At 64.8% G+C, this 21,204-nt stretch carries 17 protein-coding genes; 9 read left to right on the top strand and 8 right to left on the bottom strand.

Annotated features, from left to right (window positions below; translation table 11 throughout):
* Positions 1-63: 63 nt before the first annotated feature.
* A complete protein-coding gene (locus tag ACWW36_RS17900; RefSeq protein ID WP_456137328.1) occupies positions 64-738 on the top strand; it encodes a winged helix-turn-helix transcriptional regulator in 675 nt (224 codons plus the stop codon).
* 7 nt (positions 739-745) lie between these two features.
* Here ACWW36_RS17900 and ACWW36_RS17895 read toward each other — a convergent pair whose 3' ends face one another.
* From ACWW36_RS17895 to ACWW36_RS17885, 3 genes are read right to left on the bottom strand one after another with little or no spacing between them, the layout of a single operon-like run.
* Complete coding sequence (locus ACWW36_RS17895) at positions 746-2,095, bottom strand: neutral zinc metallopeptidase (protein ID WP_456137327.1); 1,350 nt, start codon at positions 2,093-2,095, stop codon at positions 746-748.
* A gap of 57 nt (positions 2,096-2,152) precedes the next feature.
* Positions 2,153-3,889 carry a ubiquinone-dependent pyruvate dehydrogenase gene (gene poxB / locus ACWW36_RS17890; RefSeq protein WP_456137326.1) on the bottom strand — a complete coding sequence of 579 codons (1,737 nt, stop codon included), beginning with the start codon at positions 3,887-3,889 and terminating at the stop codon, positions 2,153-2,155.
* Between the two features lie 24 nt (positions 3,890-3,913).
* Complete coding sequence (locus tag ACWW36_RS17885) at positions 3,914-4,681, bottom strand: SDR family NAD(P)-dependent oxidoreductase (RefSeq protein ID WP_456137325.1); 768 nt, start codon at positions 4,679-4,681, stop codon at positions 3,914-3,916.
* A gap of 101 nt (positions 4,682-4,782) precedes the next feature.
* Here ACWW36_RS17885 and ACWW36_RS17880 point away from each other — a divergent pair, with 101 nt between their 5' ends.
* The 3 genes from ACWW36_RS17880 to ACWW36_RS17870 all read left to right on the top strand — a co-directional run bounded on the left by ACWW36_RS17880 (position 4,783) and on the right by ACWW36_RS17870 (position 8,822).
* A complete protein-coding gene (locus tag ACWW36_RS17880; protein ID WP_456137324.1) occupies positions 4,783-6,315 on the top strand; it encodes a molybdopterin-dependent oxidoreductase in 1,533 nt (510 codons plus the stop codon).
* Positions 6,316-6,355: 40 nt separating this feature from the next.
* Complete coding sequence (locus ACWW36_RS17875) at positions 6,356-7,195, top strand: GNAT family N-acetyltransferase (RefSeq protein WP_456137323.1); 840 nt, start codon at positions 6,356-6,358, stop codon at positions 7,193-7,195.
* 79 nt (positions 7,196-7,274) lie between these two features.
* The gene (locus ACWW36_RS17870) at positions 7,275-8,822 is read left to right on the top strand and encodes an ATP-dependent DNA ligase (protein ID WP_456137322.1); all 1,548 of its coding nucleotides are present in this window, start codon (positions 7,275-7,277) and stop codon (positions 8,820-8,822) included.
* 33 nt (positions 8,823-8,855) lie between these two features.
* On the opposite strand, the gene ACWW36_RS17865 is transcribed toward ACWW36_RS17870, so the two are convergent.
* Positions 8,856-10,232 (bottom strand): MFS transporter, encoded by a 1,377-nt coding sequence (locus ACWW36_RS17865; RefSeq protein WP_456137321.1) that lies wholly within the window; start codon positions 10,230-10,232, stop codon positions 8,856-8,858.
* Positions 10,233-10,432: 200 nt separating this feature from the next.
* On the opposite strand from ACWW36_RS17865, the gene ACWW36_RS17860 reads away from it, so the two are divergent.
* The 4 genes from ACWW36_RS17860 (at position 10,433) to ACWW36_RS17845 (ending at position 14,997) form a co-directional block, all read left to right on the top strand.
* Positions 10,433-12,721 carry a carbon starvation CstA family protein gene (locus ACWW36_RS17860; protein ID WP_456137320.1) on the top strand — a complete coding sequence of 763 codons (2,289 nt, stop codon included), beginning with the start codon at positions 10,433-10,435 and terminating at the stop codon, positions 12,719-12,721.
* Positions 12,721-12,858, top strand: a complete 138-nt coding sequence (locus tag ACWW36_RS17855; protein ID WP_456137319.1) for a CstA-like transporter-associated (seleno)protein — start codon at positions 12,721-12,723, stop codon at positions 12,856-12,858. Before ACWW36_RS17860 ends, ACWW36_RS17855 begins: the two co-directional genes overlap by 1 nt.
* Before the next feature lie 184 nt (positions 12,859-13,042).
* A complete protein-coding gene (locus ACWW36_RS17850; RefSeq protein WP_456137318.1) occupies positions 13,043-14,335 on the top strand; it encodes an amidohydrolase family protein in 1,293 nt (430 codons plus the stop codon).
* Between the two features lie 137 nt (positions 14,336-14,472).
* Entirely contained in the window at positions 14,473-14,997 is a 525-nt protein-coding gene (locus ACWW36_RS17845; protein ID WP_456137317.1) for a chitin-binding protein, read from the top strand.
* A gap of 54 nt (positions 14,998-15,051) precedes the next feature.
* Here the strand turns inward: ACWW36_RS17845 and ACWW36_RS17840 are convergent, their stop codons facing one another.
* Both ACWW36_RS17840 and ACWW36_RS17835 read right to left on the bottom strand, forming a co-directional pair.
* Complete coding sequence (locus ACWW36_RS17840) at positions 15,052-16,272, bottom strand: cytochrome P450 (RefSeq protein WP_456142536.1); 1,221 nt, start codon at positions 16,270-16,272, stop codon at positions 15,052-15,054.
* Between the two features lie 11 nt (positions 16,273-16,283).
* Positions 16,284-17,339 carry an LLM class F420-dependent oxidoreductase gene (locus tag ACWW36_RS17835; RefSeq protein WP_456137316.1) on the bottom strand — a complete coding sequence of 352 codons (1,056 nt, stop codon included), beginning with the start codon at positions 17,337-17,339 and terminating at the stop codon, positions 16,284-16,286.
* Between the two features lie 86 nt (positions 17,340-17,425).
* Here ACWW36_RS17835 and ACWW36_RS17830 point away from each other — a divergent pair, with 86 nt between their 5' ends.
* Positions 17,426-18,922: an acyl-CoA carboxylase subunit beta gene (locus tag ACWW36_RS17830; RefSeq protein ID WP_456137315.1), complete on the top strand. Its 1,497-nt coding sequence runs from the start codon at positions 17,426-17,428 to the stop codon at positions 18,920-18,922.
* 78 nt (positions 18,923-19,000) lie between these two features.
* Here the strand turns inward: ACWW36_RS17830 and ACWW36_RS17825 are convergent, their stop codons facing one another.
* A complete protein-coding gene (locus ACWW36_RS17825; protein WP_456137314.1) occupies positions 19,001-20,143 on the bottom strand; it encodes an LLM class flavin-dependent oxidoreductase in 1,143 nt (380 codons plus the stop codon).
* Positions 20,143-21,204, bottom strand: coding sequence for a TIGR03857 family LLM class F420-dependent oxidoreductase (locus tag ACWW36_RS17820; RefSeq protein WP_456142535.1), 1,062 nt, complete (start codon positions 21,202-21,204; stop codon positions 20,143-20,145). Before ACWW36_RS17820 ends, ACWW36_RS17825 begins: the two co-directional genes overlap by 1 nt.

Here is a 21,204-nt window from a genome sequence, read left to right as displayed (position 1 = left end):
AGATCTGTACTAGCGCTGGTTCTATATCTGTACTGGTCTTACGCAGCGTGGAGGTAGGAGACGATGTCCGGATACGGCCAGTTCTGCCCCGTCGCCAAGGCGATGGAACTGCTCGACGAGCGGTGGACCCTGCTCGTGGTGCGCGAGCTGCTGCTGGGCAGCAGGTATTTCAACGACCTTCGCCGCGGGGTGCCGAAGATGTCGCCGGCTCTGCTGTCCAAACGGCTCAAGTCGCTGGCCCGCGCCGGCGTGGTCGACCGCGCCGAGATCGACGGCCGCGCAACGTATTCACTCACAGAGTGCGGTAAGGAACTCGCGACTGTCGTCGATGCGCTCGGCGCATGGGGTGTGCGCTGGATCGGTGAACTCGGTGAAGAAGACCTCGATCCGCACCTGCTGATGTGGGACCTGCGACGGACCATTCCGATCGAGATGTGGCCGCGCTCGCGCACCACGCTGGCCTTCCATCTCGACGGCGTCGCATCGAAAGCGTCTCGGTGGTGGCTCGTGGTCGCCGACGGCGAGGCCGACATCTGCGACGTTGACCCCGGTTATGAGGTCGCGGGCACGGTCGAAACCAGCCTGCGCACGCTCATCCGGATCTGGCGCGGGGACGTCGGCTGGTCGCATGCACTGCTCGACGGCAGCGTCGCAGTGTCGGGGCCTGCCGACGTGCGTCGTGCCATCCCGTCGTGGATCGGTCAGAGCTCATCGGCCGCCGTACCGCGGCCGGCGTGAAAGCCGTTCAGCCGTCCTTGTATTTGAGGCACGGCTCCGCGCCGTTGATCACGCCCTCGCGGAATGCTTTCACACGTGCCCATCCGGCGCCTTGGCGCTCGACGTCGCCCTCGCCGCGGAACACCAGCAGCGCCTTGATGCCCTCGTCGAGGTCACCCGGTGAAATGTGGTACGTGCTGGTGTCGGGACGGTTGTAGAGGATGACGCTGGCCGTGTACGCCCCGGCCAGGCAGTCGCCGCGCAGCGTCGACGTCTTCTCGTCCGACTCGTCGCCAAGCCGGGTCAGCGCGGCCAACCCGTACTGCGTCGCCAGCAGCGTCGCGACCGCGTAGTCGCCACCCTGCTTGTAGACCTGCGGCATCCCGTCGACGTTGTCCCAGCCGACGTAATCGTCTGGCACGCAATAGAACAGAACGTAGCCCTCGGCTGACTGGTCGCCACACTTCGGCGGATGTTTCGGATCGAACGGCTCAAGCCCGTGCACCGGCGGCCACGGCTTACCATTGGCCACCTCCGGATAGACGTGCGTCCAGTAGTCCTCCAGGTCATACGGCACACCGTTGACGATCGAGTCATAGGGGGCGTCGCCGCCGCGGGCCTCATCCTCGGCGTCGTTGAACGGCAGCTCGAGCACCATCGGCTCGTCGTCGCGGTAGTCCTTGCATTTCTCTGGTCCGCTGTCGAACCCGTCCTGGAAGGCGCTGACGCGGTCGAACCCGCTGCCGTGCGCATTCGGATCGATGTTCGACGTGCCAGGCGTGTCACGCAGATCGAGGATGCCGGCCAGGGCGGTGTCCAGGTCGGCTGCGGTCACCTTGAACACGCCGTCCTCCTTGGCGTGTTTCGACCAGGCGCCGGCGAAGCAGTCCGCCTGCAACTCCTTGGTCACCGTCCTCGCGGTGAAATCGGACCTGCCCTGCACGGCATGGCCCCACTCGTGAGCCAGCACGACGGGGATGACGAAATCGCCGTACTTGTCCTTCAGTTCGGGCAGCAGGCCCTCGGCGTCCCACGCGACGACGTCTTTGGTCGAGCAGTAGAAGGCGTTGCCAGAGATTTCGTCTGCAGCGGATGCGCACGGCGGCAGATCACCCGAGGACGGGATGACGGCAAAGAAGCCGCCCTTGACCGGTTCGTAGTCCTTGCCGTAGAGCTTCGGGAACTCTTTACCCCAATAGTCCTGCAGGTCGGCAATGGCCTGGATCGCCAACTTGTTGACGTCCTTCGAGGCGTCCCCGTGGATCTCGATATTGCTGGTGTCGGGGGTGTTCGGCTTGTGCGCTGCTTGCGGCTTCGGGCCGCCGCAGGCCGCCAGGAGCAAAACGACACCAACGACTGACCACACCTTGATGCGCATGGGCAAACATTAGCGGCGCGGATTGGAATTGGCTTGGAAAGTGCTGAAGTATCAAGATCAGTCGAGGATTCGCCGCGCCACATTCGTCGTGATCAGGTCGAGAAGCTCGTCGCCGCGACCCGCGAGGATCGTCCGGATCGCGTACAGGGAGAAACCTTTGGCCTGTTCGACGGTGATCGCCGGCGGTATCGACAGCTCCTGGCGCGCGGTGACGACGTCGACGAGGGCGGGGCCGTCGAACGCGAAGGCATCGGCGAGCGCCTGCTGCAAGTCGGCCGGTTGCTCGACGCGCCGGCCGAAAATCCCCATCGCCTGGGCGACGGCGGCGAAGTCCGGATTGACGAGATCGGTGCCGAAGTTGACGATGCCCGCGGCCTTCATCTCCAGCTCGACGAAGTTCAGCGACGAGTTGTTGAACACGATCACCTTGACGGGCAGCCGGTTCTGGGTGAGCGTGATCAGCTCACCGAACAACATCGTCAAGCCGCCGTCACCGGCCAGTGCGACGACCTGTCGGTCACGGAATGCCGTCTGCGCGCCGATCGCGAGCGGCACCGCGCACGCCATCGTGCCGTGGTTGAACGAGCCGATGAGCCGTCGCCAGCCGTTCATCGTCAGGTACCGCGCCGCCCACACCACCGGCGAACCGACGTCAACGGTGAAGACCGCGTCGTCTGCGGCCAGCTGGTTGGCAAGTCCGGCAACGTATTCCGGCCGGATAGGCGTGCGGTCACGATCGTTGACGGCCAGCTCGTCGAGCGACTTACGAGTCTTGCGATAGTGGCGCAGCGACCGGTCCAGATGTTGGCGGCCGCTCTTCTGAGACAGCATCGGTGCCAATGCGGCCAGGGTGTCCTTGACCGAACCGACCAATCCGAGGTCGATCGGGGTGCGGCGGCCCAGGTTTCGCCCGCGGATGTCGACTTGAATGACCTTGGCATTGTCGGGATAAAACTGCTGATACGGAAAGTCGGTGCCCAGCATCAGCAGCGCATCGGCTTCTTTGATGGCCTTGTATCCCGACGCGAAGCCGAGCAGACCGGTCATGCCGACGTCGAACGGGTTGTCGTATTCGATGAATTCCTTGCCGCGCAAGGCATGAACGATCGGCGCGTTGAGCGTGCCTGCCAGTTGGATCAATTCGTCGTGTGCGCCCGCCACGCCCGCACCGCCCAGAATCGTGACGGCCTCTGCGGCATTGAGGATTTCGGCCGCCCGGCGCAGCGACTCGTCGTCGGGCCGAACGACCGACCGAGCCTTGACGACCGGGCGCGCCTGCCATGCCGACGCGTCGGCTTTCTGCAGAAAGATCTCGCCGGGGACGACGACGACCGCCACGCCGTTCTCCTCGACGGCGGCGCGCATCGCCATTTCGAGGATCCGCGGCGCCATCTCCGGCGTGCTGATCAGTTCGCAATAGACGCTGCACTCCCGGAACAGATCCTGCGGGTGGGTCTCCTGGAAGTACTCCGAACCGATCTCCGTGCGCGGGATGTGCGCGGCGATCGCCAGCACCGGCACCCGGCTGCGATGCGCGTCGAAAAGACCGTTGATCAGATGCAGGTTGCCCGGGCCGCAACTGCCCGCGCACACCGCCAACTGTCCGGTCAGCGCCGCGTCGGCGGCCGCCGCGAATCCCGCGGTCTCCTCGTGACGGACGTGCTCCCAAGAGATTTCGCCCGAACGCCTTATCGCGTCGGTGAACCCGTTGAGGCTGTCACCCGGCAGGCCGTAGACGCGGCGCACACCGCTGATCCGTAACGCAGAGATGACGTGATCGGCGACCGTTGCCACTCCGGCAGCGTAGCGCCGGGTGACCTACTTGGGTGCGAAGCGCTGACCCGCGTCGAGCCGCAGGCACTGGCCGTTGAGCATCGGGTTCTCGACGATCGCCAGCACGAGCTTGGCGTACTCTTCCGGCTTGCCGAGGCGCTTGGGGAACGCCGCGTCCTTGGTGAGCGCCTTGGCGAACTCGTCGGGGATGCCCTCGGTCAGCCCGGTGGCGAACAGGCTCGGCGCGATCGCCAGCGCGCGGATGCCCAGGCTGCCCAGGTCGCGTGCCATCGTCAGGCACATACCTGCGATCGCAGCCTTCGAGGCCGTGTAGGCCACCTGCCCGATCTGGCCCTCGAACGCGGCGATCGACGCGGTGTTGATGATGACGCCGCGCTCCTCCTGCTCGTCGTCGACGAGGTCCTGCTGGCTCATCTGCCAGGCGGCGAGCCGGCTGATGTTGAAGGTGCCGATGAGGTTGAGATCGACGGTCTTCCGGAAGGAGTCCAGGCTGTGCGGACCGTCCTTCTTGACGGTGCGCTCACCGATGCCGCCGCCGGCGGTCGTGACGATGATGTGCAGTCCCCCGAGGGCCTCGATCGCCTGCTGCAACACCTTCTCGGTGCCCTCGAAGTCGGTGACGTCCACCTCGTGGAACGTGCCGCCGATCGAATCGGCCACCTCTTTGCCCTTCGACTGCGGCCGATCCAGCACCGCCACGCTGGCGCCACGCTTGGCCAGCGCCTCGGCGGTCGCGCGGCCGAATCCCGACGCTCCACCGACGATGACGGCCTTCTTGCCCTCGATCTCCATCTAGAGCTCCCTTTCCAAAAAGTCGTCCGACTGTAAAGCAACTTAGCTCATGTCATCTTTCGGTAAGCCTTTCGGGTGGGGCGGATGGGTAGCGTTGCGTCATGACAGCACGTGAGTCGCGGATGCTGGCAGGTATAGCCGCGGCCGCCGTCGCACTCGGCGTCACCCAACTGGTCGCCGTCGCGTTCGGTCCGCAGGCCGACGCCCGTACGGCGGTCGGCTCGGCGGTCATCGACCTGACACCCGGGCCGGTCAAAGAATGGGCGATTCAGACCTTCGGCACGGCCGACAAGCTCGCGTTGTCGATCCTCGTGCTCGGTGTGATCGCGCTGATCGCCGCGGTGACCGCCCGATGGGAGACGCGTCGTGTCCCGGTCGGCAGCGCGGCGATCATCGCCGCGGGCGTCGCCGGTTGCGCGGCGGTGTTGTCGCGGTCCGGTGCGTCGTGGGCGGACATTGTGCCGACGGTGGTGGGCACAGCCTGCGGTGTCGCGGTGCTGCGGCTGCTTACCTCGGGCCGCTGGGTCGACGAGCCCGATAGCACGGACGCCCCGGACTCCCCCGATCGTGGTCGACGGCTTTCGTTGGTGACATTGGGGTTTCTGGCCGCCGGCGTGGCCAGTGGAGTAGGCGGCGTCGTGCTGTCCCGGCTGCTGTCGTCGGTGTCCGGCGATCGAGACTCGTTCGCATTGCCGCGCGTCAAGGTCGCTGCCCCGCCGGTGCCCCCGGCGGTGCAGCCGAAAGGTGTTGCGCTGCCGTCGTTTATCACCAACAATGCCGATTTCTACCGCATCGACACGGCGCTGAGCGTGCCGCAGCTGAGCCGGTCGGACTGGCAGCTGAAGATTCACGGCATGGTGGACCGCGAGATCACCTACCGCTTCGAGGACTTGCAGAAATTCGACGTCGTCGAGAAGCTGGTGACGCTGACGTGCGTGTCGAATCCCGTTGGCGGCGATCTTATTTCGAACGCCGCATGGACGGGTTACCGGGTGCGCGACCTACTGGCCGAAGCCGGTGTTCATCCCGACGCCGACATGGTGCTGTCGATGTCGATCGACGGATTCACCGCCGGCACACCGGTCGACGCCCTCACCGACGGCCGAGACGCGCTCTTGGCCATCGGGATGAACGGTGAGCCGCTGCCCACCCAGCATGGCTACCCCGCAAGGCTGGTGGTTCCGGGGCTCTATGGATACGTGTCGGCCACCAAATGGGTCGTCGACTTGGAGCTGACGCGGTTCGACCGGGCCGAGGCGTACTGGACGCGGCTGGGCTGGTCGCCGCGCGGACCGATCAAGACGGAGTCCCGCATCGACGTGCCGCGCAGCGGCCAGGACATCGCTCGTGGACTGGTCACGTTCGGTGGGGTCGCGTGGGCGCAGAACCGCGGTGTGCGTGCGGTCGAGGTACGGATCGACGAGGGCAAGTGGGAGCCGGCCACCCTCGGCGCGAGCTATTCCAACGACACCTGGCGGTTGTGGAGTTTCGATTGGCAGGCGACTCAGCCAGGGCCGCATACCATCACCGTGCGGGCCACCGACAACACCGGAGCAGTTCAAACGTCAGATCGGGCCGACCCGGTTCCCGACGGAGCGACGGGCTGGCACACCGTCTCGTTCGCCGTGAAATGACTTGCGCTGTCACCTATCACGTCGAGTACCTTGACGTCCCATGACAGCAGCACAGGTATGGCGGACCAGATTGCGCGAGGCGTTGTTGGCCGCGCGCAAGGACCGCGACGCCGTGCGCGTTTCGGCATTGCGGTCGACGCTGAGTGCAATCGACAATGCCGAAACTCCCGACAGAGCCGGCGTCGACGCGTCGGCAAGCGGCACGGTCGCGGGGGCCGTCGTCGGGCTGGGCGCGGCCGAGGTCGCACGACGGGAACTCTCCGACGCCGAGATTCGCGCGCTGCTGCGAGCCGAGATTGACGAAAGATTGACCGCAGCAGACGATTTCACTGCGCACGGCCACACTGAGCGCGCCAGCGCGGTGCGAGCCGAGGCGGCCGTGCTCACCGATCTACTCGGAGATGCAAACATACAGCTACACTCCGCGACCGCCGAAGATGCAGCATTCATCGTCGAGATGGCCCGCCATGCCTGCGTCATCGAGGATTGGCTCCTCCCCGACGCGGACTCCGAGGACACTCAAAGCCTCCTACCGGGGAGCGGCGACATCGCAGTGGTCGCCGCAGATGCAACGGGCGTCAGTATTGGGGCCGTCTGGACGTTTCACCATGACCCGCCGCTTCTGGTCGACATCGACGGCGCTTCCTTGCCCGAAGTCGCCGTCGCCGTCGCACCTGAGATGCGCGGAAGGGGTGTCGGTGGCACGCTGCTGGACGAGTTGGTCATGCTCTGCACGGGGAAGTACAACGCGATCAGCTTGAATGTGCACGAACGAAACCCCGCGGCGCACTTGTACCAACGCAAGGGCTTTCGAGTGATAGGCCGAGGACGGGGCACGGTCGGTATCGCAATGCGAAGAGATTTGCAGCCAGGTACGTGAGTGCACCACCGTCCGTGCCTAGGCGGTCGTGCTCACCGACCTACTCGGAGATGTCTGAGCGCCGTGCAAGGCTGAACCCGTGCAGCTCGTAGAGGTCGCCGCCGCGTCGGCGGAGGTCGGCGCCACCTCCGCGCGGCTTGCCAAGATCGCCCGCATCGCCGAGCTGCTGCGTCGGGCCGGCACAGAAGCCGACCCGCGGTTGGTGGCCGTCGTGGTGTCGTGGCTCTCTGGTGAACTGCCGCAACGGCAGATCGGCGTCGGCTGGGCGGCGCTCCGATCGCTGCCACCTGCGGCTGCCGAGCCGTCGCTGACCGTGCTCGGCGTCGACGCCGCGTTCAACGACATCGGCCGCGTTTCGGGCAAGGGGTCGCAGGCTCGACGGGCCGAACTGGTCGGCGGGCTCTTCGCTGCTGCCACGGACAACGAGCAGACCTTCCTGCGCCGGCTGCTCGGCGGCGAGCTGCGGCAGGGCGCGCTTGTCGGAGTGATGGCGGACGCGGTGGCCAAGGCGGCGAACATCCCGGCCCCCTCGGTTCGCCGTGCGGCGATGCTCGGCGGCGACCTGCCTGCCGTCGCGGCTGCGGCGTTGACAGGAGGCGAGGCGGCGCTCGAACAGTTCACGCTGAAGGTCGGCCAGCCGGTCGGTCCGATGCTCGCGCAAACCGCGACGGGCACGGCTGAGGCGCTCGAACGTCTCGGCGGCACAGCGGTTTTCGAAGCCAAGCTGGACGGCGCTCGGGTGCAGATCCACCGCGCGGGTGACAGCGTGTCCATCTACACCCGCAGCCTCGACGATGTCACCGCACGCTTGCCGGAAGTGGTTGAGGCCACGCTGGCGCTGCCCGCCACAGATCTCATAGCCGACGCCGAAGCGATCGCGCTGCGGCCCGATGGTCGCCCGCACCGCTTCCAGGTCACGGCGTCACGATTCGGGCGCAGCGTCAACCTTGCGGCTGCGCGCGAATCGCAGCCGCTGTCGGTGTTCGTGTTCGACCTGCTGCATCTCGACGGCGAAGACCTACTGGACCGGCCGGCCAGCGAGCGGATCGCCGCCCTGGACGCCATCGTCCCGAAAGTCCACCGTGTGGATCGACTGATCACCGACGACGCCGACGCCGCGCAACGGTTCCTCGACGTCACCCTCGACGCCGGACACGAAGGGGTGATGGCGAAGTCGCTCACCGCGCCGTACGAGGCGGGCCGTCGCGGCGCGGGCTGGCTCAAGGTCAAGCCCGTGCACACGCTCGATCTCGTGGTACTCGCCGTCGAGTGGGGGTCGGGCCGGCGCACCGGCAAGCTATCCAACATCCATCTTGGCGCGCGGGACCCCGCAACAGGTGGATTCGTCATGCTCGGAAAGACGTTCAAAGGCATGACCGACGCGATGCTCGAGTGGCAGACCACCAGATTCACCGAACTCGCGGACGGGCCGACCGACGTCTACGTGGTCAAACTCAAACCCGAGCAGGTCGTCGAGATCGCGTTCGACGGCGTTCAGAGTTCGTCGCGTTACCCCGGTGGCATGGCGCTGCGATTCGCCCGCGTACTGCGCTACCGCGACGACAAGAACCCGGCTGAGGCGGACACCATCGACACCGTGCGCGCCTTCTACCAACGCGGCGAATAACTGTGCCGCCGTTAGTGATTAAGGTCCTGGTGTCTATGGCACCAGCGTGCGAGTGTCGGCGGTGTCCAACGAGGTGTCCTTCGTTTCGCGCATGGCCAGCAGCGCAATGAAGCTCAGGGTCGCCGCCACGAAGAGGTACAGTCCGACCCAGCCCACGCCATACTGCGTCGTCAGCCAGGTGGCGATGAACGGCGCCACCGCCGCGCCCAGAATGCTCGCGACGTTATAGGAGATTCCAGATCCGGTGTAGCGCACATTCGTCGGAAACAGCTCTGGCAAGACCGCGCTCATCGGTCCAAAGGTGAAGCCCATCAATGTCATTCCGATCACCAAGAAGAGCAGCATCATGCCAGGTGAGGTGGAGCCAGAACCGAGAACCGGGCCGAACAACGCGCAATAGCCCATGATGCCCGCAGTGACGACCAGCAGCGTGGGGCGTCGACCGAAGCGATCGGCGAGCAGACCCGACAGCGGAAGGGCCGCCGCGAAGAACACCACGGCGATCAGCTGAATCTGCAGAAAGTCGACATAGGCGAACCCGAGGCCCTTGCCGTCAGGTGGTCGCTTGCCGGTGCCGAAGCTCAGCACCCACGTCGTCAAGATGTAGAACAGCGTGTACGTCGCGAGCATCACGAAGGCGCCGACGATCAACTGACGCCAACTGGTTCGAAACACTTCGGCCAGAGGCGCTTTCACCTTTTCGCCGCGCGCTATTGCGCGAGTGAACACCGGCGTCTCGGCGAGACGTAACCGTACATACAGGCCGATCGCTACCATCACCGCGCTCAGCAGGAACGGTATCCGCCAGCCCCATGTCAAGAACGGCCCGTCGAGGTCGGGCTTTACGTTGCTGTGTCCGAGCCAAAGGATCAATACCAGGAAGAGCCCGTTGGCCAGAAAGAAACCCAACGGGGCTCCGAGTTGCGGCCACATCGCAGCCCAGCCTCGCTTGCCCGGTTTGGCAGTCTCGGTCGCCAGCAGCGCTGCTCCGCTCCATTCACCGCCCAGAGCCAGTCCCTGAGAGAACCGCATGATCGCCAGCAGTGCAGGCGCCAAAAGGCCCACCTGCGGGTAGGTCGGCAACAGCCCAATCGCGAACGTCGCGATGCCCATCACCAGCAGGGAGGCAACCAGAGTGGTCTTGCGGCCGACGCGGTCTCCGAAATGGCCGAAAAGGACGGAGCCGACCGGACGGGCTACGAAGGCGAGACCGAAGGTAGCGAGCGATGCCAGCAGCGCCGTCGTCGGATTGCCCTTGGGGAAGAACAAGTGCGGAAACACCGAGACGGCCGCTGTGGCGTAGATGTAGAAGTCGTAGAACTCGATGGTGGTGCCCACCATCGAAGCGACCACGATGCGTCGACGCGGGATCCCGTCGACCAGATCGGTGTCCGCCGTGCCGGTGCTCATCCTCTTGCATCTCCCTGCCTAGGTTTGCCGAAGGGACATCATGCCAGCGCCCGCGCCGGTCTGAGGGTCGTACGCGGAGATGGATTTGCAGGTCACAGCGGTTAAAACCAGGCAAGGGGCGGGAATTCTCTTCATAATCGTTCTGCGTGGTGGAAGGACCGGCCAGCATTCCACACAGTCAAGCCGACAAGGGAGGGACCGTGGCTACACCCACCGCGGCACCATCGGACCGCATCGAAGAGCACGACGGTGACGTCACCCGCATCCGCACCGACAAAGACCTGCCCCCGGTTGCGATCATCGACCGATCACCCATCACCACGAAGCACAAGGTCATCTTCGGAATCATCGCGATGGTCGGAGCGGTGGCGTGGGCGATCATCGCGTTCGCCCGCGGTGAGTCGGTCAACGCGGTCTGGTTCGTCTTCGCCGCGATCTGCACCTATGTGATTGCGTTCCGCTTCTACGCCCGGCTGATCGAGATGAAGATCGTCCGCCCGCGGGACGACAATGCCACGCCCGCTGAGCTTTACGAGAACGCCACGGACTACATGCCCACCGACCGCCGGGTGCTGTTCGGTCACCACTTCGCTGCGATCGCCGGCGCAGGCCCGCTGGTAGGCCCGGTCCTCGCCATTCAGATGGGTTATCTGCCGGGGACGATCTGGATCATCGTCGGCGCGGTGTTGTCCGGATGTGTCCAGGACTTCCTTGTGCTGTCGATCTCCATCCGCCGGCGCGGGCGGTCACTGGGTCAAATGGCCCGTGACGAACTGGGGGCCATCGGCGGTGCGGCCGCGATCATCGGCGTGCTCGTCATCATGGTCATCTTGCTCGCGGTCCTTGCGCTGGTGGTGGTGCAGGCGTTGGCGCAGAGCCCCTGGGGCGTGTTCTCAATAGCCATGACGATCCCCATCGCCTTGTTCATGGGCTTCTATCTGCGCTTCCTGCGACCGGGCCGAGTTTCGGAAGTGTCGCTCATAGGCGTCGTTCTGCTGTTGCTTGCCGTCGCGTCGGGCAGCAAGGTAGCCGAGACATCATGGGGCGCAGCCTGGTTCGGCATGGCGCCGGTCACATTGACATGGTGCATCGTTATCTACGGCTTGGCCGCGTCGGTGCTGCCGATCTGGCTGCTGCTCGCGCCACGCGACTACCTGTCCACCTTCATGAAGGTGGGCACCATCGTGCTGCTGGCCGTCGGCATCCTGCTCGCCCGGCCAGTCATGCAAGCACCCGCGGTCTCCGACTTCGCTATCAAGGGCAACGGGCCGGTGTTCGCGGGCTCGCTGTTCCCGTTCCTGTTCATCACCATCGCATGCGGGGCGCTGTCGGGATTCCATTCGCTCATCTCGTCGGGCACCACACCAAAGCTTCTGGAAAAGGAAAGCCAGATGCGGCTGATCGGTTACGGCGGCATGCTCACTGAGTCGTTTGTCGCGATCACCGCGCTGATCATCGCCGCGGTCCTCAACCAGCACATGTACTTCGCGATCAATGCGCCGGCGGCCCAGACTGGCGGCACTGCGAAGAGCGCGGCGGAATACGTCAACGGGCTTGGTTTGCCCGGGCCTTCGGTCACGGGGACAGATATCGATGGATGGGCGCGTGAAGTCGGCGAAAAGTCGATCGTCTCGCGCACGGGTGGCGCCCCCACGCTCGCAATCGGGATGTCGCAGGTGCTCAACGTTTTCGGGGGTCACTCGTTGAGGCCGTACTGGTATCACTTCGCGATCGTGTTCGAGGCGGTGTTCATCCTCACCACGGTCGACGCAGGCACCCGCGTGGCGCGGTTCATGTTGTCCGACGCCCTGGGCAATCTCGGTGGGCCGCTGCGCAAGCTCCGCGATCCCAGCTGGCGGGTCGGCGCGTGGATCTGCAGCCTCATCGTGGTCGCGGCGTGGGGCAGCATCCTGCTGATGGGCGTCACGGATCCGCTCGGCGGTATCAACACGCTGTTCCCGCTGTTCGGCATCGCCAACCAACTACTGGCAGCGATCGCACTGACCGTCGTCACTGTAGTTGTCATCAAGAGAGGCTTGCTGAAATGGGCTTGGATACCAGGCATCCCGCTGTTGTGGGATCTCACCGTCACGCTGACTGCGTCGTGGCAGAAGATCTTCTCCGCTGACCCGAAACTGGGTTATTGGAAACAGCACAGCATCTGCGGGGCCGCGCAGGCGGCGGGCAAGCTGTGCCTCACGGCGAAGACCCCCGCTGATGTCGACAAGATCGTCCGCAACACCTTTATTCAGGGCACGTTGTCAATCGTGTTCGCGTCACTGGTCGTCATCGTGTTCGTCGCCGGAGTCGTCGTCGCGGTCAAGTCACTTCGTGGCGTCGGCACACCGCTCACCGAAGACGAGCCGGCGCCGTCACGCATCTTCGCGCCATCGGGCCTAATCCCCACCAAGACAGAACGGGAGGTGCAAAAGCAATGGGACGCGCTGCCGAAATCGCAAGCCAAATCGGTTGGTACTGGAGCACATTGATGGGCGATAACCACTACCGCCGCTATCTCGACCATCGCCGGCGCACGCATCCCGGCGAGCCAGTCCTGTCCGAACGGGAATACTGGCGGATGCGGCACGACGCCACCGAGTCGAACCCGAATCCGCGGTGTTGCTAGTCGGCTAGGCGAGATGAACGTTTTGCAGCGTCCCACTCGCACTTTTCCTGCAAAACGTTGATTTCGCGTCTCCGTAAGGCGCGTCGCCGTAGGTTGTCGAGCGAGCCTCGTCTGCGTACAGACCCAGGTCCGCGCGCTAAACTGTTGTCCATACGGTAAGGCCATCATTGAAGGGAGCGTCCTCGTGAACAAGGACGACATGATTTTGATCAGCGTTGATGATCACGTTGTCGAGCCGCCGGACATGTTCAAGAACCACCTGCCGAAGAAGTACCTGGATGAGGCGCCGCGGCTGGTGCATAACCCGGACGGGTCGGATACCTGGCAGTTCCGCGATGTGGTGATCCCGAATGTGGCGTTGAATGCGGTGGCGGGCCGGCCCAAGGAGGAGTACGGCCTCGAGCCGCAGGGTCTCGATGAGATCCGGCCGGGCTGCTGGCAGGTCGATGAGCGGGTCAAGGACATGAACGCCGGCGGCATCCTGGGTTCGATCTGCTTCCCGTCGTTTCCGGGGTTCGCGGGCCGGCTGTTCGCCACCGAGGACCCTGAGTTTTCGCTGGCGCTGTTGCAGGCCTACAACGACTGGCATGTCGAGGAGTGGTGCAGCGCGTATCCGGCGCGGTTCATCCCGATGTGCCTGCCGGTGATCTGGGACGCCGAGGCATGCGGGAAGGAAGTGCGGCGCAACGCCGAACGCGGCGTGCACGCCCTGACGTTCACCGAGAACCCCGCCGCCATGGGGTATCCGTCGTTCCACGACGAGTACTGGACGCCGTTGTGGGAAGCCCTGGTGGACACCGACACCGTGATGAACGTGCACATCGGCTCCTCGGGCCGCTTGGCGATCACCGCACCGGATGCCCCGATGGACGTGATGATCACCTTGCAGCCGATGAACATCGTGCAAGCGGCGGCGGATCTGTTGTGGTCGAAGCCGATCAAGAAATACCCCGACCTCAAGATCGCCCTGAGTGAGGGCGGCACCGGCTGGATCCCCTACTTCCTGGAGCGTGCCGATCGCACGTATGAGATGCATTCGACGTGGACCGGTCAGGACTTCGGCGATAAGAAGCCCTCAGAGGTGTTCCGCGAGCACTTCTTGACCTGCTTCATCTCCGATCATGTCGGCGTGAAGCTGCGTCGCGATATCGGGGTCGACAACATCTGCTGGGAAGCCGACTACCCGCACTCCGATTCGATGTGGCCGGGCGCGCCCGAGCAGCTGCACGAGGTGCTGACCGACAACGACGTGCCCGATGACGAGGTCAACAAGATGACCTTCGAAAACGCGATGCGCTGGTATCACTGGGACCCGTTCACCCACATCACCCGCGAACAGGCCACCGTCGGCGCCCTGCGCAAAGCCGCCGAAGGCCACGACGTCTCCATCAGAGCGCTGTCCCACCACGAGAAGGATTCGACTCTCGGGGCGAATACGCTGCAGGCGCAACTGGACAGGTCCAACGCGCCACGTTGAATTTTGTTGACTGCGTTGTCAATTAGCGGCAAGGACGGCGTACAGCGCATTGCTACCGGCTACATAGCTGACTCTTAATCCGCCTTCCTAACCTCGCCAGTGGGTCGGGGCGTCGATCGACGCTGAAAGGCGTGGTTATGAAACTCAAACAAGTGGTCGCCGCAGCGGCGATCGGCTGCGCTCTCGGCGTGAGCGGCATCGGTGTGGCGTCAGGCATCGCCAACGCTGCGCCTCCGTGCGGCCCGACCCCACAGGAGCAATGTGGCCCCGGCGGTCCGGGCGGACCTCCGGCGCAGCGCGGACCCGAAGGTCCTCCGCAGGGCGACTTCCGGGGACCAGGCGAACCGCCGCAAGGCGGCCCCGGCGGCCCACCGCCCAACGACTTCCGCGGACCCGACAACCACGATTGGCGGCCGCAGTGGAATCCGGGCGACAACGACTGGCGCGGCCGGTTCCACGGTGCCCCGTGGGGCGACGGAGCGCCGCCGTGGGGTTGGGGCGCACCGCCGCCGCCCGCATGGGACGGACCGCTGCCGTCGGCATGGGGACCGCCGCCGCCGCCCGTCAACTACTGGGGCTTCAATGAGCAGCCAGTCTGGGACCCCGGTTACAACCAATGGGGCTTCTGGTTCTTCGGAATCTGGATCCCGCTGCCCGTATGACCTGACGGAAGGACGGCCGCCTCCGATGTACAGAGGCGGCCGTTCGCCGTCAAATCACCTGAGCGAGTAGCGGATCGGCAGGTGCTTGAGACCGCCGACAAAGGTCGTCGCGACGTGTTCGGGCTGCCCGGCGAGCTCAACCGACTGCAACCGTGGCAGCAGCTCGGAAAAGAAGCTGTTGACCTCCATCCGAGCCAGCGCCGCGCCCAAGCAGAAGTGCACGCCGTAGCCAAAAGCGATGTGCTTGTTCGGGTCTCGTGCGACGTCGAACCGGAACGGGTCGTCGAATACCTCCTCGTCACGGTTACCCGACACATAGGACAGCAGCACGGATTGCCCCGCCGCGATCGGCACGCCGCGAATCGTGGTGTCTTCCTGCGCCGTGCGCATGAACTCCTTGACTGGCGTGACCCAGCGGATCATCTCTTCGGTGGCCAACGGCATCAGCCCGAGGTCGGCGCGTAGCTTCTGCTGCTGATCCGGATGCTCGATCAGGGAATGCATGCCGCCGGAAATGGTTGCGCTCGTGGTGTCGTGGCCCGCAGCCGCGATGATCGCGTAATAGGACACAGTCTGGATGTCGTCCAACGGCTCGCCGTCGATCCGCGCGTTTGCGATCGCCGACGCGAGGTCTTCAGTGGGGTTTTCGCGGCGCGCTGCGGTCAACGCGGTGAAGTATTGGAACATCTCCAAAAGGGCCGACATCTGCTCTTGCATGTCGGCTCCACGTTTGAATTCGTCGTCGTCGCTGCCGAACAGCTCCTGGGTGAGCTTGAGCATCAACGCAAAGTCGGATTCCGGCACGCCGAGTAGCGACATGATCACGTACAGCGGGTAGTTGACCGCGACTTGCTGGACGAAATCGCACTCGGGACCGATCGCCATCATCTTGTCGACATAGATCTTCGCGAGTTCGTCGACGCGAACCTTCAACGCACGCATGGCCTTCGGCCGGAACCAGTCCGCACCGATGGCTCGCACCACGCGATGTTCGGGGTCGTCCATGTGAATCAGCGTGCGGACCCCGACAGCTGCCTGCTGCTCGTCGCCCTCTGCGGTTATCAGGACCGGTCGCGGTGAGTTGGTAAACAGTGTGTTCGCCCGCTCGATGTCCATGATGTCGGCGTGCTTGGTGATCGCCCAGAACGGCCGATAGGACGGCACGTCCACCCACGACACCGGCGCATTGGCGCGCAGATGGGCCAGTGCCGCATGCAGTTTCGACTCGTCGGTGTACGCCTTCGGGGTCGCGAAAACCTTTGCGGCCTCGTCCATAATCGGCGTGCTCATCGGCGGCTCCTCACTGATGCATCTGGTGTTCGGCGCAGGTCTTCAAGAAGCGACGCGACGGTGTCATCGGTAACCGAGGCCGGGAAGCGGACCAGCACGCGATCGATCACTCCGTCGCAGCGTTCACGGATCTTGGCCGCCACCTCGTCGAGCGTAGCGACGACGGCGAACGCGTTGAGGATCTCGTCGTCGATCAACGACCCCATGGTGTCCCACTCCCCTGCCAGGCTCAGCCGGTGCAGTTCGGTGTGCAGGTCTCCCCAGCCGTGCAGCTCGAGAACCCTGCGGTACGCGGGCGTTGAGCCGTAGAACGCGATCTGCTTACGGGTTGCGGCGGCGCCGGTCGCCAGCTCGGCTTGGCTTCCAGTGACCACGAAGATGGGAGCGGACAGTTGGAATTCGTGTCGCTTGCGACCCGACCTGTCCAAGCCGCGCGTCAACGCCGGCGTCGTGACCTCTTCGAAATAGCGCTTCGTGGTGAAGGCGTGGGCCAGCATGCCGTCGGCGACCTCGCCGCACATCTCGGTCATCGCCTCACCGACGGCGGCGACGAAGACCTTGGGAAGACCGTGCGGTTGCGGCTCAGGCGTGAACATCGGCGTCATGAGCTTGTGGGTGTAGAAGTCGCCCTCGAAGCGAAGCCGTGTCCCGTCTTGCCAGCATGACCAGATCTCGCGCAGGGCGATGACGAATTCGCGCATGCGACGCACCGGCTGGCTCCACGGCATGCTGAATCGCTTTTCGATATGGGCCTGCACCTGTGAGCCGAGCCCGAGCATGAAACGGCCACCCGAGTACGTCTGCAGATCCCAGCCGATATTGGCGACGGTCATCGGATTCCGCGCGAACGCCACTGCAATGCTGGTGCCGAGTTCGATGGTTGTGGTGTGCTCGGCGGCCAGGACCAGTGGCAGGAAGGGGTCGTGGTTGATCTCGGCCGTCCAGCAGCAGTCGTAACCCCGTCGCTCCAGAGTGGTAGCCGCCTGTGCGACGTCGGTGAGTCCGCTGGCCAGGGCCGCGTCGACCTTCAGGCGGCCGTCGTCGCTGACCATAGGAGAGGACGCTACAGTAAGCAATTCAGTATGGTCAACGTGAACACACCAGTGCGACGATCGCCTCTTGACGATAGGAAATGCGCATGACCAAAGCCGAGGACTGGGAAGACACGCTCGACGAACTTGATCGTCGGCGTCGGCACGCGCATGCGATGGGCGGGGCGGAGCGGCTCGCGAAACACCACGGCAAGGGCAAGCTCGACGCCCGCGCCCGGATCGAACACCTCCTCGACAAGGGCAGCTTCCGCGAGTTCGGCACGCTGGTCGGCGGCGATATCGCGGCTGACGGAATCATCGCGGGCTCGGGCCTGATCGACGGTTCACCGGTAATGGTGGGCGCCGAGGATTTCACCACCTTGGCCGGCAGCATCGGTCCCGGCGGTAACGCCAAGCGCTACCGGCTGGCCGAGTTGGCGCTGCGCGACCGGGTTCCACTGGTGATGCTTCTCGAAGGTGCCGGCTTCCGCCCCAGCGGTGAGCATTACGGCCGCACCCCAACCGATCTGCTCGCCCAAGCGCAGTGCTCGGGCAAGGTTCCGATGGTCGGGGGGCTGCTGGGCCCGTCGGCCGGCCACGGCGCTCTGGTCGCCCCGGTGTGCGACTGGACCATCATGAGCCGGCAGGGCGCGATCTTCACCGCGGGGCCGCCCGTCGTGAAAGAGTCCACAGGAGAAGACATTTCAAAGGAGGATCTCGGCGGGCCGAGCGTCGCACTGGCCAGCGGAGTGATCCACAACCTGGCCGAGGACGACGAAGCTCTGCTCGACGACATCCGCCGGTATCTGTCGTACTTTCCCGCAAGCGCGTGGTCGTATCCGAGGTCGCTGCCTCCGGATGAGGCCTCCGCGCCGCGATCGACGCCGGAGCTGCTGGAAATCGTCCCGCGAGGCAACCGTCGCGTTTACGACATGCGCGCGGTGCTCGACGTGGTGTTCGACCGGCCGGATTGGTTCGAGGTCCAGCCGAAATTCGGCCAAGCGATGATCTGCGCGCTGGCCCATCTGGGCGGCCATCCGGTGGCCGTCGTCGCCAATCAGCCGAAGGTGCTGGCGGGCTCCATCGACGCCGATGCCGCGGACAAGGCCGCACATTTCATCACGGTCGCCGACTCGTTCCACCTACCGATCATTTTCCTGGCCGACAATCCGGGCATGCTGCCGGGCAGCCGGTCGGAGAAGACGGGTGTGCTGCGCAGCGGAGCGCGGATGTTCGCCGCGCAGACCGCGGCCACCACTCTGAAGCTGCACGTGACGCTGCGCAAGGCTTACGGATTCGGCTCGATGGTCATGTCGCTGCTGGGTTTCGACAACCAGAGCGCCACGTTCGCGTTCCCCGGCGCGACGATGGGCGCGATGAGCGCCGCGGCGCTGAGCCGCGCCTCGCACGCAGCCGAAGACGTCGAGGACAAGTTGCGAAAGATGGAGGTGGAAGCGTCATTTCGATCGGCAAGTCACCTCGGCTTCGATGACCTCATCCATCCCGAGGAGACGCGCAACGCGTTGTTGCATGCGCTCGAGCGCGGCCTCCACAGTCGCCAGGCAGCCGCTGAACCGGTGAGCCGCACCGTCATCACGCCCTAGGTTCTCTACGCGAGCAGACGCAAACTGCTCCAATTTCTCGGCGTGTTGGGACAAGTTGCGTCTGCTCGCGCAGGATAGTCACAGCCGCTTGAGGCCGCGCACCACCTTGTTGAATGGCATCAACGTCGCAAGGCCGGTCCGCAGCCTTGGCACCATGGGCCCGAAGTTGACGACGACGAGGTAGCGCACGCCGTGATCGCGCCACACGGCTGCCTGCGCCAGCACGTCGTCGACGGTTCCGTTGAGGACCATACCCTTGACCACCGAAAGCGGGACCTGCGATGCCTTTTCGCGGATCGTCTGCTCGTCCATCGTGAAAGCAACGTGGTCTTGCATGCCGGCATACCCTGTGCCCATCGGGTGTTCTACGCCATGGTGGGAGTAGAAGTCTGCGGGTCCGTTGAGCGCCCAGTTCTTCACGACGGTGGAGTTGAGGGCTTCATCGACGGCTGCCCGGGAACCGGCAATGACGGGCATCCACATCGCCGGCGTGATGGACATCGGATCGCGCCCGGCGTCGGACGCCGCCGATCGGACGATGTCCAACCGCTGCGCGTAATCCTGAGGGCGGTGTGCAAAGCCAGGAAACCAGGCGTCGCCATAACGTCCCGTCGCCCGCAGCATGCGCGGGCCGTGCGCAGCGATCCAGATCTCGGGCCACCTGCCCTTGTAGGGCGGCAGATCGAAAATGGCGTCGCGCAACGGAAAGAACGGCGAATCACGGTTGACGAGTTGACCTTTGGATTCCCACAGCGCGCGGATGGTCGCCAGCGCCTCCTCGAACCGTGCGACCGGCTGTGACCAGTCGACTCCGTAAGGCTCGTTGCCGACGCGCTCGCCGGGGCCGATGCCCAATATCGCTCGCCCACGGGTCATCAGGTGAAGTGTCGCGGCGGCCTGAGCGGTGACGGCCGGATGGCGCTTACCAGTGTCTGTCACACCGATGCCGAGCCGCACACGGTTGAATCGCCGTCGCGCAGCGAGGCTTCCGAGCAGCGTCCACGCCTCCATCGCCGCGTCGGGCGACCGAAGCAGTCGGGCCGCTGCGGTGTACTTCGGATCCCACAACGGTCGAGGCGTCTGCCCGTTGATGTGGTCGGGCACCCAGTAGGAATCCACGCGATTGGCAACGGCAGCACGGTAACTCGCCCGGGTGTAGGTATCGACCGAAGGGCGCCCGGCCAGGATCGAGTCCATCAGGCCGACGCGAAATCGCGTCACTATTCGCTCGCGCGATACGCGGTGACGATCGGCTCCAGTTCGTCGGGGGTGGCACCGTGCATGATCAGAGCGTCAGCCCCGTAGTCGAACTCTTTGCGGATACGGTCGACACACTGTTGCGCCGAGCCGGTGGCCGAGGGCTCCAACCACTCCTTGGGGATCAGCGTCGCGATGTGTTCGATCTGTTCCGGCGTGGCCTTGTGATCGATGCCGCCCGGTATGGAAGTGACGACCGAGTCTTCCCGAAATCGTTGCAGCACCGCGGGATCCCAATTGTTGGTCTTGACCATCAGGTCGCCGTAGCCCTGTAGATAAGTCGCCAGACGGGCAACGGTCTTTTTCAGCCGCAGCTCCTCGGGCAGGTGGTCACCGACCGTCGCGAAACACGACCACACGCGCACACTGTCGGGATCACGCCCCGCCTTCTCGGCGGCGTCCTTGACGGTCTTGACGCTGCGCTGCAGGGTCTCGGGCGTGAAATAGGTATGAAGGATGACGTCGTCGAAGGCGCGGCCACCCAACGCGAGGGTGTTGGGCCCGAACGCAACGAGCGCCAATCGGATGTCCTCCTTGAAGTCGGGGTCGAGGAAGAGAACCTGGTACTTGCCGATCGGCCCGTCGTGGTTGAAGATCACCTCGCCGTGCCAGAGCCGACGCATGACGTTTGCGAAGTCCTCCATCTCGGCGGTCGTCACTGCCGGAATGCCGAACGCCGCGTACATCGCCGCCACTCCCCTGCCGATACCGAGGGTGAACCGGCCACCGGAGAGCCGATGCATCGTCGTGGCCCACGATCCGGTGATCAGCGGGTGCCTGGTGTTGTGATTCGTTGCAGCAGTTGCTATCTGCATACGGCTGGTGACCGCACACGCGGCGCCGACGAGTGAGGAGGCTTCCTTGACATTCCAGCGTTCAGAGATGAATGCGGTGCCGAAGCCCAACTGCTCGCCGCGGCGTGCCTCATCCATCAGCGTCGCCGGTCCTTCGCCGCCCGCCCCCGCGAGCAGGTAGTAGCCAAGTTCGTCGAGCACGTGATCGCTCGCAGCCGGCTGAGCCGGCAA

It is taken from the genome of Mycobacterium sp. MMS18-G62 (genome assembly GCF_053877835.1).
Note: the sequence above shows the minus strand (reverse complement) of the source record. Positions and strands in the feature narration are given on the sequence as shown.